The sequence below is a fragment of the Proteus terrae subsp. cibarius genome, from assembly GCF_011045835.1.
GTDB lineage: Bacteria > Pseudomonadota > Gammaproteobacteria > Enterobacterales > Enterobacteriaceae > Proteus > Proteus cibarius.
In genome coordinates, this window is record NZ_CP047349.1 from 2263892 (window position 1) to 2276872 (window position 12981).

Genomic DNA, 12981 nt, shown 5'->3' on the forward strand with positions numbered 1-12981 from the left:
ATGACAGTATCTGAATCACCCTATTCAATCCTGATTGTTGAGGACGAACCTAAGCTTGCCCAATTGCTTATTGATTACCTTCAAGCATCTGGTTATCAAACTCATTGGTTAGCGGATGGTGCTGAAGTGAGCCATTGTGTAAAACAGCAGCATTACGATTTAATCTTGTTAGATCTCATGTTGCCAGCTAAAGATGGCATTACAGTCTGTAAAGAGTTACGTCAGTTTTCAGATATTCCCATCATTATGGTGACGGCTAAAACAGAAGAAGTTGATAGATTACTTGGGCTTGAAATTGGGGCTGATGATTATATTTGTAAACCCTATAGCCCAAGAGAGGTGGTAGCCCGAGTCAAAACTTTATTGCGTCGTTTTTATCGACCACAAGATATTGTTCAAAGCGATAAATTAGTCGTTATTGATGAACAGGCTTATCAAATCCAATACAACAATAAAATTCTCGATTTAACGACGGCTGAATTTCGTTTGCTAAAAGCCTTAGCCACTCAACCCGGCAAAATATTAACCCGTGATCAGTTAATGGATCACCTTTATGATGACTACCGTATTGTGACGGATAGAACCATTGATAGTCATATTAAAAATTTACGACGTAAACTTGAGCAACTTAACGATCAAATTGAATTTATTCGCTCAATTTATGGTCAAGGTTATCGTTGGGAAACCCAAGCTTACCGTTTTCGATGATATTTTTTCAGGAATACATTGAACCTCGCTACACTTAAGCGCTAGAATCCACCCCTTTATGATATACCCCTACCCAATGTGTGGGGGAACTGACTTGAAATCAGAACCAGGAAATTTAACCATGTTTACACCCGAATTGCTCTCTCCTGCTGGCTCATTAAAAAATATGCGCTATGCATTTGCTTATGGCGCAGACGCCGTTTATGCAGGTCAGCCACGTTATAGCTTACGTGTGCGTAATAATGAGTTTAACCACGAAAACCTTGCTAAAGGTATTCAAGAAGCCCACGAATTAGGTAAACGCTTCTATGTTGTGGTTAATATCGCACCTCATAATGCTAAATTAAAAACCTTTATCCGTGACTTAAAACCTGTCATTGATATGGGCCCTGATGCGCTGATTATGTCTGATCCGGGTTTGATCATGATGGTGCGTGAAGCCTTCCCTGAAATGGATATCCACCTTTCAGTACAAGCCAATGCCGTTAACTGGGCAACCGTAAAATTCTGGCGCCAAATGGGATTAACTCGTGTGATCCTGTCTCGTGAACTCTCTATTGATGAAATTGCCGAAATTCGTAAGCAAGTTCCTGATATGGAATTAGAAGTTTTCGTTCATGGCGCATTATGTATGGCTTACTCAGGTCGTTGCCTGTTATCTGGCTATATCAATAAGCGCGACCCAAACCAAGGTACTTGCACTAACGCTTGCCGTTGGGAATATAAAGTCGAAGAAGGCAAAGAAGACGATGTAGGTAATATCGTTGAAAAATACACGCCAATCCCAGTTAAAAACGTTGAGCCGACTTTAGGTGTTGGCGCGCCAACAGATAAAGTTTACTTGATCGAAGAAGCAAAACGTCCTGGTGAATATATGACTGCGTTCGAAGATGAACACGGTACTTATATCATGAACTCTAAAGATTTACGTGCGATTGAACACGTTGAGCAATTAACTCAAATGGGTGTGCATTCACTGAAAATTGAAGGTCGTACTAAATCCTTCTATTACTGTGCCCGTACAGCTCAAATGTATCGTCGTGCGATTGATGATGCAGTTGCAGGTAAACCTTTCGATCCAACGTTGCTAACGACATTAGAAGGCTTAGCACACCGCGGTTATACCGAAGGTTTCTTACGTCGTCATACCCATGATGCATACCAAACTTACGAATATGGTTACTCTGTCTCTGACACTCAACAATTTGTCGGTGAATTTACAGGTAAACGTGTAAACGGTTTAGCCGAAGTTGATGTTAAAAATAAATTTGTTTTAGGTGATAGCCTAGAATTAATGACACCAACTGGAAATATTCAATTCACGTTAGAAGAGCTGTTTAACAAAAAACAACAACCAACCGATGTTGCACCGGGTAATGGTCACATGGTTTATTTATCTGTTCCTGAAGATGTTGATTTAGATTTTGCACTGCTGATCCGCAACCTACAAGGAACAACAACACGTCAACCGCATAAAATTGATGCGGTAGAAGTGAAGTAAAGCGTCATAATCTGATTTAAAGTGGTCAATTTCAAATACAGATCACATCAATAATGATTTGTTTACCGTATCATCAGTTCCGAAAAATAAAGAACTAGAATGAATACAGTAAGACTAGGAACCACCTCCTTGGCAAATCCAATCTCCCTTGGATTTGCCTTTTCTTTTTTCATCACCATTATCAACACTCCTTTACGTAAACACGTTCTCTTTTTCGTTATCATTTGTAAAAAAAATAGTAATTTTCTCGATATCCATTACCTTTAAAAGAGTGATTCAATTAAAGGGACCCATCAATGAGTAAAATTAGTTTGTTGATCATTAATGGAAAAAGCGCTGACAACAGTGCATTGAGAAAAGCGGTTTACCAATTACGTAACGAAGGTTTTAATCTCCAAGTCAGAGTAACCTGGGAATCCAGTGATATACGACGTTTTGTACAAGAAGCTATCGATATGCAAGCCGAAACTGTGATTGCCGCAGGAGGCGATGGTACGATTAATAGCGTTGTTTCTGAATTAATTCACCTCTCACCCTCACCTTTACCGACACTTGGCATTATTCCCTTAGGCACAGCAAATGATTTTGCCACCAGCGCACAAATTCCCCGTGATATGGAAAATGCACTTAACTTAGCCGTTAAAGGACGTGCAATACCTATTGATATAATCGCCGTGAATAAGACCCACTATTTTATCAATATGGCATCAGGGGGCTTTGGAACCAAAATCACAACAGAAACGCCTGAAGCGTTAAAGTCTGCATTGGGCGGAGCCGCCTATTTTATTAATGGCCTTTTAAGTATCGATTCTTTAAAAGCAGATCACTGCACAATTGAAGCTGAAAATTTCCACTGGGAAGGAGAGTCTCTTATTTTGGCTATCGGCAATGGCCGTCAAGCAGGTGGAGGACAAAAATTGTGTTCTGATGCCTTAATTAATGACAATAAACTTAATCTCACCATTGTTGAAGCTCATGAACTTCTCCCTTCAATTTTAAGTAGCATGTTTGATAGCAAAAAGAATGACAAGATAATCGAGCGAGAAAGTCACTGGGTAAACATTAGCGCTTCTCATGAAATGATATTTAATTTAGATGGAGAACCCCTTTTAGGGGATAAATTTGAATTTATTGTGTTACCTGAAGCGATCCACTGCCGGTTACCGCCTCAATGTGACTTGTTATCTTAATGTAGATAAATGACAATCACTCTCATCTCATCATGAACTGGAGTATGTAATGACTGATATAGTAAGTTTGTTAGGTGCTGATGCTAAATCATTATTAGAACATCGTTGCCAAACCATCCCGAGCGAAAATCTCTACCTGCCAGGTTCTGACTTTGTTGATCGTGTTATGATTGATAACAATCGCCCTAATAGCGTGTTACGTTCAATGCAAACCCTATTTAACCACGGGCGTTTAGCGGGAACGGGTTATCTGTCTATTCTACCTGTTGACCAAGGTGTGGAACACTCTGCCGCGGCCTCTTTTGCAGCAAACCCACTCTATTTTGATCCGAAAAATATTGTTGAGTTAGCGATTGAAGCAGGCTGTAACTGTGTTGCCTCTACTTATGGTGTTCTTGCTTCTGTTTCTCGTCGCTATGCACACAAAATCCCTTTTCTTGTGAAACTAAACCACAACGAAACCCTAAGCTACCCAGCGCAATATGACCAAACACTATATGCCAGTGTAGAACAAGCCTTTGAAATGGGTGCTGTTGCAGTGGGTGCGACCATTTACTTTGGTTCACAAGAAAGCCGTCGCCAAATTGAAGAGATCTCAATGGCCTTTGAACGTGCTCATGAATTAGGTATGGTCACTGTATTATGGGCTTATTTACGTAACCCAGCCTTTAAAAAAGATGGCGTTGATTACCATGCAAGTGCGGATTTAACCGGTCAGGCAAACCATTTAGCAGCTACAATTGGTGCTGATATCGTTAAACAAAAAATGGCTGAAAATAACGGTGGCTTTAAAGCGATTGGTTTTGGTCATACTGATGAGCGTGTTTATACAAAACTCACCACTGAAAACCCAATTGATTTAGTTCGTTACCAATTAGCAAACTGCTATATGGGCCGTGCGGGATTAATTAACTCTGGTGGTGCTTCAGGTAACAATGACCTTGAAGATGCTGTCCGTACCGCCGTTATTAACAAACGTGCTGGTGGTATGGGCTTGATCTTAGGACGTAAAGCATTCAAGAAGTCAATGAAAGATGGCGTTGCCCTAATTAATGCAGTACAAGATGTTTATCTAAATAAATCTGTCACTATTGCTTAATTGATAGATTTAATGTGAAAGCCACTCAACTGAGTGGCTTTTTTAATGTTGTTGTAGGTAGCCTTACCACCAGCGATGAAAATGGTGTACCGGACCAAAACCTAGTCCAACCTCTAAACTGTCGGCATGTTCTAACGCTTGCTGTAAATAGGTTTTTGCTTGTTCAACACAAGTTTGCCAATCAGAGACTTGAGGACGAATAGCAGCTAAAGCGGCTGAAAGAGTACATCCTGTACCATGAGTATTTTTCGTATTAACGCGTTTTGAAGTAAATCGCCACTCGCCATCTTGGGTAAATAACCAATCAGGACTTTCATTTTCAGTTAAATGCCCCCCTTTCATCAACACCGCTTTGCATCCTTGTTTTAGTAACGCATAACCTTGTTGCTTCATCGTTACTTCATCTTGAGCGACTTCACAACCTAGCAGCGCTGCTGCTTCAGGTAAATTGGGCGTGATCAAATCAACCAAAGGTAACAGCTGATTGAGCATTTTATTAACCGCATCTGGCTGCAATAGCGGATCACCACTTTTTGCAATCATTACAGTATCAAGCACAACAAAAGGAATGGCATATTGCTGAAGTTTGTCGCAAACCACATCAATAATCGTGGCATTAGAGAGCATACCAATTTTGGCACTATCAATTCGAACATCAGACAAGACAGCATCTAATTGAGCGGCAACAAAATCGGGGGATAAATCATAGACACGACGAACACCACAGGTATTTTGAGCAACAAGTGCTGTCATTACTGTTGTGCCATAAACACCCAGTGCGGAAAATGTTTTCAGATCAGCCTGAATACCTGCACCACCACTAGGATCGGTGCCTGCGATAGACAATGCATTGAATCTCACTGATTAACTCCTCCTTTCACCAGTTACAGAAAAGTCGGGCTCTGTTAATCAGCAGAGTTACCTTGACTTCCCTACGCTGGCATTATCCAGATCAGGTTATACGGGTTCATCTCAGCCATAAGGCGCCCCGAGCCAAAGCCTGTAAATTCAGGCGATAAGGAGTATCGCACGCTCAAGATAAAGATGCTAGTTTAATAGCTAATCTCAATAATAAGTAATCTATTTTTTGAGAACATATGAATAAACATGATTCGCACGTTTTTACTTTAGGATATTCTGCACAAAAAATCGGCATTTAGCTAAACAAAACTTACACCACTTAAACGATTTATAAACCAACAAAGAGTTTTTCTTTTTTTTTATTTAACTATTTTTATTCGTTACCCTATTATCCTGCTGGAAATTTATCTCTTTTAATAAGTTAATGTTATTGATATTAAATTTTTCTCAAATTGATATCAATATTTCAATTAAGTCATAAAAATAGATATTTTGTGGATTTTTTCTGTTGAAAATGACTAAGCCTAAATTATACCTTACAGGCCTTATTTATTAGTTATTTATTTAAAATCTAATAAAAACTTAATTTTTTATTAAAAACAATACATTATCATAAAAAATAACAGCATTTAATATCAGATAAAATTACGTTCATAAGTACAATAAATCTATTCATTTTCTTTTTAACCGATTCTAATCCCTTAAGATTTTATTTAAGAAGTAAAGTTTCAGATACCTCTTATCTTAAATATTTGTCAGTTAAATAACACTATTAGTAATGTTAATTTGTCATCACCAGAATCACTGTTTATGCCGTACTCGGAGTTATATTATGTCATCATCCTATTTTCACCCTAGCGTATTAGCCACAACGCTGTTGTCACTTGCGTTAACCACTTCGGCTTTCGCTTCTGAAAATAATACAAATACCCATCAGATTATTACGACAGAAAACCAACAAGTCACCAGTAACGCATCTCAACCTAATAATAACGAGAGCTACTGGGGAAAATTTAAACGTAATATCAATCAAACTTGGGATAACGACCAATATAATTACTATTTACCGGTATGGACTTGGCATAACCGTTTTACTTACGATAAAGAAAAAACTGATCGTTATAACGAAACCCCCTGGGGCTTTGGTATGGGAAAATATCGTTACGATAATGATGGTGATTGGCACTCTCTTTATGCGATGGCATTTATGGACTCAAATAATCGAGTGCAGCCTATTATGGGCTATGGTTTTGAAAAAATGTGGTATCCCGGTGATAAAGACGGGTTTCGTATGGGGGCTGGATTTACGCTAAGCATTACAGCTCGCCATGAATATAACTATATTCCTATGCCACTTCCTTTACCTTTAGTTTCTGTCGGCTACGGGCATCTTTCACTACAAGCAACCTATGTACCCGGCACTTATAACAACGGTAACGTATTATTTGCTTGGTTACGTTGGCAGTGATCCTTATTGTGGCTATCAGAATAAGTACACTCAATAAAAATAGAACATAAAAAAACGCATCATTTAGATGCGTTTTTTTATTTCAACAAATGCTCAAATCAATCTGTAATAACTTAAATATCTTGGCTTGCTTGAGTACTATTAGGTGTTTTCTTCATACGGGAAATCTTAAATCCAACCCATAAGAATGCAATCCAGAATGGCATTAAAATCACCGAAATATTCACTTGTGGCATAAATAAAATAATCACTAAAATCATGCATAAGAAAGCAAGGCAGATATAGTTACCATAAGGATACCAAAGTGCTTTAAAGAAAGGCTCTACACCCTCTTTCGTTTTCGCAGCTCTGAATTTTAAATTCGCCAAACAGATCATAATCCAGTTAAGCACTAACGTAGTAACAACCAACGCCATTAATAGCTCTAACGCCTGATCAGGTAATAAGTAATTAACTAAAATACCCAATGAAGTGGCAATTGCAGATAACAATAACGACACAACCGGCACACCGCGTTTATTAATGCGAGAAAGTACATGTGGCGCATTACCTTGTTTAGCCAAACCATAAAGCATGCGACTATTAGAATAAACACCACTGTTATATACAGACAGAGCAGCTGTTAATACCACAGCATTTAAAATATTCGCGATTAAGAAGTTATCCAAGTTATGGAAAATCAGAACGAATGGGCTTTCACCTTTAACAACTTGAGTCCAAGGATAAAGTGAAAGTAACACTAATAACGAACCGATATAGAAAATTAAAATACGATAAACAACTTGGTTAGTCGCTTTCGGGATACTGACTTTTGGATTTTCAGCTTCAGCGGCGGTGATCCCCACCAGCTCAAGTCCACCAAAAGAGAACATAACAATGGCTAATGCAGACATAAAGCCCGTAAGACCATGAGGGAAAAAGCCTAGCTCCCATAAATTGCTGACAGAAGCTTGAGGACCACCATTACCACTTGCCAATAAGTAGCTTCCAAACAAAATCATCCCGACAATCGCTAATACTTTAATAATGGCAAACCAGAACTCTGTTTCACCATACATTTTCACATTAATCAGATTAATTAAGTTGATTGCCACAAAGAAGATAGCAACGGAAACCCAAACAGGAATATCAGGTAACCAATAGTTAATATACTTGCCTGCTGCGGTTAATTCTGCCATGCCGACAAGAATAAACATCACCCAGTAGTTCCAACCAGATAAGAAGCCTGCAAATGGGCTCCAATATTTATTAGCAAAGTGACTAAACGAACCCGCAACTGGCTCTTCGGCAACCATTTCGCCTAATTGGCGCATGATCATAAACGCAATAAAACCACCAATTGCATATCCTAAGATAACTGATGGACCTGTCATATTAATTGTTTGCGCTATACCAAGAAACAGACCAGCGCCGACAGCACCACCCAGCGCAATCAGCTGGATATGTCGATTTTTCAGACCGCGCTTAAGTTCTGTCTGTTGCGACTCTCTCGCCATACATCCTCTTCTCTTTATTATTTTAGCAACTTAAAGTGTAAACTAATATTTACGATTTTGTTTATTTCAAGCCACCATTAAAACACTATTCTGACTTGAATAACAAATACATTTTATGCTAGGCGAAAAATAATAAGAAAAGCTATCTTTTAGTGATGTCTAGAAGGGAATAATGTGGTAAAGCGACAAAGACCTTGTTGGAAATCCTCTCCACGATCGCAAAAATTATCTAAAGCCACAAGATAGAGGCCAAAGGTAATGGCTAATGCAATAATTAAGCTAATAATTATTTTCTTTGCGTTCAATTTAAAATCCTTTAAATACATTTTGTTAGTATGACTTATCACATTATAAGCATTCGCTTAAATACGATAACAATACAGGAAGTTGTTGTTATAAAATCCGCAATCAATTATCTCTATGAGTAAATTTAGCATAACTTTCATTATGAAAGGTAAACGCTTCCTCGACAGACTTCAGATAATTTGCATTATTTCGCTCTAAACTGTATGTAAAATGGTCTTATATTATTCTAAGTACACATTTTGCCAACGATTAGAGATAGCTATCCATTAATATGGATTTCTCTGTCTGCCATTTTTTGTATAAGATTAGGGAGTTAATTTTGATTTTTACCTTAACTTCATTGATAGAATGGAACTGTAATGCCACAAGATAATCATCTCGCATTAGTTTGCGCGCTAAGTAAATGGATTGAGGAGCATTTAGGCCGTGTTATCCATCTTGAAGAGTTGGCGGCTTATTCTGGATATTCTCTTTGGCACATGCAGAAAATATTTAAAGAAGTCACGGGCACCTCTTTAGGAAAGTATATCCGTCAGCGTAGATTAGCTGGCGCTATTCATTTATTACGCACCAGTGAGCGCTCTATCTTCGATATCGCCCTTGATTTCGGCTTTGGTTCACAATCTCACTTTACTTATATGTTCCGTAAAGAATATGGCATCACGCCTTTCGATTTTCGGCAAAATCAAGAGATCGTTTTAGAAACCAAGCAGCCTTTACATTTACAATCACCTTGTTGTGATTAACCCTTCCATTTATGTGGCATTATGCAGATAGCCTTTAATGTCACATAAATAATACTCAAGTTATGTGATGATAGACCGCTTCGCCCTTCCTTTATCATGATTGCTTTTATTTAATATGGGGATGCTAATGAGTATTAAGCTTATCGCTATTGATTTAGATGGAACCTTGCTCAACAAACAACACGAAATTACGCCAGAAGTAAAACAAGCAGTCCAGCGAGCAAAAGAGGCTGGAGTTAAGATTGTATTAGCTTCAGGACGCTCTTTTAATGGTATCTCTCCCTATTTAAAAACACTCGGTCTTGATGCCTCTGATTGTTACTGTATTAGCAATAATGGTAGCCAAATCCATCAAGCTGATAATGGTGAAGTGATTATTCAGGATTTACTCAATTTTGAAGACTACCTCTATTTTGAAAATCTCGCTCGCGAAATAGGTGTTCATTTTCACGTCATTAGTGATAATAAAATTTATACAACTAATCGCCATATTAGCCATTTCACCTGCCAAGAAGCCTTTTTATCTTGGACACCGCTTTACTATCGTCCACTAAATGAAATGCAATCTGATATGCATTTTAGTAAGTTTATGATTGTTGATGCGCCTGCCGTTTTAGATAATGCCATTCAATATCTTCCTGCTAATATTTATGAACAATACAGCATATTACGTAGTGCTCCTTATTTTATTGAAGTGTTGAACACCAATGTCAATAAAGGGAGTGCTGTTCAAAAAGTGGCTGAACATTTAAAAATTACACCAGAAAAAATCATGTGTATTGGTGATCAAGGTAATGATTTAGCAATGCTGAAATATGCGGGTTTAGGTGTTGCGATGGGAAATGCCCCTGAAGAAGTGAAGAAAGTCGCTAAATTCGTCACACTTTCTAATGAAGAGCACGGTGTTGCAGTCGCTATCAATAAATTTATTTAAACACGATCTTTTTTGTGTTTTATCGTGAATGTCTACAAAATTATATAGCAATTGTGATCCCTAGCAGAGGATCACACTGCTTTTCGACCAAAAACATAGCCTTTTATTATTCTATAATTGCTGTTAAATAAGCGTTAAATCTGCCTTTCTTCTTACATATCCTTCAGAATTTGTTACTATCAATTCACTTTTCGTTATTCAAACTGCATTTTTACAACATATTAAGCTGTTAATTAGGCTAGATGTAGAATAACAAATATAAATCATTTATATATTTTCTTCACAGACAGGTAGTTTAAGTTATGCTTTCTACAAAAGATATGCTCGTTCTTGGAATGATGGTTTTTGCACTCTTCCTTGGTGCCGGCAATATTATTTTTCCCCCTATGGCGGGTTTTCAATCGGGAAACCTCTGGTTTAGTACATCTTTAGGTTTCCTTGTTACTGGTGTCTTACTCCCTTTCCTAACCTTAGTTATTGTTGCAATTCGTGGACGTGGTGAGCGTCTTTCTGTTGATTTGCCTTCATGGGTTGCCGTTATTTTCTGGGTAGCACTATATCTTATCGTAGGCTCTACTTTTGCAATGCCTCGTGTCACCAATACCGCTTATGAGATGGGTTTCTTACCTTTAGGGCTTATTGAGAAAAATACGGCAACACACCTTACTTTTGCACTTATTTTCAATATCACTAGTATGTTCTTCATGCTAAAACAAGGCACCATGATCAGCGCCATTGGTAAGTTTATGACTCCGGCACTGTTAGTCCTACTGGTGGTTGTCGGCATTGCTGTTGTGGCTAAACCAATTTCCCCAATTGGTGAGCCAACAGGTCTTTATGCTGTTAATGGTTTCTTCTCTGGCTTTATTGATGGCTACCAAACCATGGATGTCCTTTCTGCTATGGCGTTCGGTGGTATCGTTGCTCGTGCTTTATATACCAAAGGCATTACTGAACCACGCCAAATCGGATTTATTACCGTAAAAGCCGGCATGATTTCAGTTTTACTGTTAGCTGCACTTTATCTGTGTCTTTTCTACTTAGGTGCGACAAGCCACTCTGTTTCAGTCTTTGCTGACCCTGCACTCAATGCTACTAACGGAGGTCAAATTTTCTCACGTTATGTTGATGCACTATTTGGCTCTGTGGGGACTTGGTTGATGGGCGGTATTGTTTTGTTAGCCAGTATGACAACACTTGTGGGTGTAACAAGTGCCGCTGCAGACTACTTTGCGACATTCCATCATCGTTTAGGTTATCGTTTCTGGGTTGTGGTATTTACATTAATGACCACAATCGTATCAACATTTGGTCTTGATACATTATTACGAGTGACTATTCCTGCGTTATTAATGATTTATCCAACATCAGTCACCTTGGTATTGCTACAATTTATTCGTAATAAATTAAAAGCACCTCGCTTTACCTATCGCTTTACCATTGCAATCATCGTTTTAATGAGCCTTTTCGACACATTGAAACAATTGAAGTGGTTAAATGCTGATTTACTACAATTATTTAGCTACATTCCACTTTCTGATTATGGTTTAGGCTGGGTATTACCAGGTGCGATTGCATTCGTCATTTCGCTGATTGTCAGCTTAAACCTTAAAGAAGAAAATCTTCCAGTAGAAAATACAGCGAAATAATCAGCAGATAACACCTAATTTGTAATACTGATTGTAAGTTGATAAAAAAAGCGTCTGCCAAATTTTATATTGGAGACGCTTTTTTCTTGTCTAATTTATCACAGAAAAATTTAAGTCCGGTATTTTTCAATCAATGCCCTTAAAATCGCTTCTGATTGGGCATCAGGGATCCCATTCGCTTTCGTTGCTCTAAAATGCATTTGGAAGGCCTTCACGACTTTTTGTGCATTATTATCTAACACACCATTTGTTGGTGTTTGATAACCATATTGCTGTAATAACTTTTGAAAATTTGCCACATCAACAGGCTCTGAAGGATCTCTACCTGCTAAATAAGTTTGCACTAATTCCTTATCAGGCCAAGCACCTATTCCTTGGTTTGCTAATCTTTCCCAAGGGAATAAAGGTCCCGGATCAGCTTTTCTTTGAGGTGCAATATCGCTGTGACCTAACACATTTTGAGGCTCGATATCATAACGTTCAATAATATCTTTCATCACTACTGACATAGTCACGATTTGATCTGCGGTATAAGAATACCAATACCTAAACTTACCATTATCACGGTAACCCAGATTGACAATCTCAATTCCAATGGAGCAATTATTCAGGCTAGTCGCATCTCCCCACTGGCTAATGCCCGCATGCCATGCGACTTGTCTTTCATCCACTAATGAAGTTATCACTGGTTTTCCGTCAATAGATGAAGGATGTGTAGGGATCAAATAATGACTACTGACTCGCCCCCCAGTAAGAACTTTAAGTGAGCGTTCATCATCTAGCGCGGTATAGTGCATCACCAGATATTTTACACAGTCATTAGCTTCCTGCTTATTAGGAATAACTTTAACTATATATTCACCTCTATCAATAAATTCTGATTGCTTGGCACAACTGGTTAAGAGACTTATTACAATAAGTAATCCTATGTAATACCGACTAGACCTCATTTCTGATCCTTGATTTAATGTTCCCAAAGTTAAATTGTAATAAAAAAACCCATATTAAAGAATATGGGTTATG

General features: G+C 38.2%; 12 protein-coding genes and 1 riboswitch. Of the genes, 8 read left to right on the forward strand and 4 right to left on the reverse strand.

The genetic code is table 11. The features are described 5' to 3' along the window. From baeR to fbaB, 4 genes are all read left to right on the forward strand, one after another. Positions 1–708 (forward strand): envelope stress response regulator BaeR, encoded by a 708-nt coding sequence (gene baeR / locus GTH25_RS10560; protein ID WP_075674054.1) that lies wholly within the window; start codon positions 1–3, stop codon positions 706–708. A 121-nt stretch (positions 709–829) separates the two neighbouring features. After that, complete coding sequence (trhP, locus tag GTH25_RS10565) at positions 830–2209, forward strand: prephenate-dependent tRNA uridine(34) hydroxylase TrhP (RefSeq protein ID WP_075674055.1); 1380 nt, start codon at positions 830–832, stop codon at positions 2207–2209. 296 nt (positions 2210–2505) lie between these two features. After that, a complete protein-coding gene (gene yegS / locus GTH25_RS10570) occupies positions 2506–3399 on the forward strand; it encodes a lipid kinase YegS (RefSeq protein WP_164530553.1) in 894 nt (297 codons plus the stop codon). Between the two features lie 49 nt (positions 3400–3448). Next, positions 3449–4498, forward strand: coding sequence for a class I fructose-bisphosphate aldolase (gene fbaB / locus GTH25_RS10575; RefSeq protein WP_006533078.1), 1050 nt, complete (start codon positions 3449–3451; stop codon positions 4496–4498). 63 nt (positions 4499–4561) lie between these two features. Here fbaB and thiD read toward each other — a convergent pair whose 3' ends face one another. Continuing rightward, the gene (thiD, locus tag GTH25_RS10580) at positions 4562–5359 is read right to left on the reverse strand and encodes a bifunctional hydroxymethylpyrimidine kinase/phosphomethylpyrimidine kinase (protein ID WP_075674057.1); all 798 of its coding nucleotides are present in this window, start codon (positions 5357–5359) and stop codon (positions 4562–4564) included. A 51-nt stretch (positions 5360–5410) separates the two neighbouring features. Further along, positions 5411–5499: riboswitch (TPP riboswitch) on the reverse strand. Between the two features lie 692 nt (positions 5500–6191). Between thiD and pagP the strand changes: the two genes are divergently transcribed. Next, the gene (gene pagP, locus GTH25_RS10585; RefSeq protein WP_099660599.1) at positions 6192–6827 is read left to right on the forward strand and encodes a lipid IV(A) palmitoyltransferase PagP; all 636 of its coding nucleotides are present in this window, start codon (positions 6192–6194) and stop codon (positions 6825–6827) included. A gap of 113 nt (positions 6828–6940) precedes the next feature. Here pagP and GTH25_RS10590 read toward each other — a convergent pair whose 3' ends face one another. Next, complete coding sequence (locus tag GTH25_RS10590) at positions 6941–8323, reverse strand: amino acid permease (RefSeq protein ID WP_159241984.1); 1383 nt, start codon at positions 8321–8323, stop codon at positions 6941–6943. A 149-nt stretch (positions 8324–8472) separates the two neighbouring features. Then, positions 8473–8628: a PhoP/PhoQ regulatory lipoprotein MgrB gene (mgrB, locus tag GTH25_RS19200; protein ID WP_223672311.1), complete on the reverse strand. Its 156-nt coding sequence runs from the start codon at positions 8626–8628 to the stop codon at positions 8473–8475. 360 nt (positions 8629–8988) lie between these two features. Here mgrB and GTH25_RS10600 point away from each other — a divergent pair, with 360 nt between their 5' ends. The 3 genes from GTH25_RS10600 (at position 8989) to brnQ (ending at position 11958) form a co-directional block, all read left to right on the forward strand. Continuing rightward, positions 8989–9375, forward strand: a complete 387-nt coding sequence (locus GTH25_RS10600) for a helix-turn-helix domain-containing protein (protein ID WP_006533085.1) — start codon at positions 8989–8991, stop codon at positions 9373–9375. Positions 9376–9502: 127 nt separating this feature from the next. Then, positions 9503–10309, forward strand: a complete 807-nt coding sequence (gene yidA / locus GTH25_RS10605) for a sugar-phosphatase (protein ID WP_075674060.1) — start codon at positions 9503–9505, stop codon at positions 10307–10309. Between the two features lie 302 nt (positions 10310–10611). Next, the gene (gene brnQ, locus GTH25_RS10610; protein ID WP_159241983.1) at positions 10612–11958 is read left to right on the forward strand and encodes a branched-chain amino acid transport system II carrier protein; all 1347 of its coding nucleotides are present in this window, start codon (positions 10612–10614) and stop codon (positions 11956–11958) included. 110 nt (positions 11959–12068) lie between these two features. On the opposite strand, the gene GTH25_RS10615 is transcribed toward brnQ, so the two are convergent. After that, positions 12069–12908 (reverse strand): N-acetylmuramoyl-L-alanine amidase, encoded by an 840-nt coding sequence (locus tag GTH25_RS10615; RefSeq protein ID WP_075674062.1) that lies wholly within the window; start codon positions 12906–12908, stop codon positions 12069–12071. Between the last annotated feature and the right edge of the window lie 73 nt (positions 12909–12981).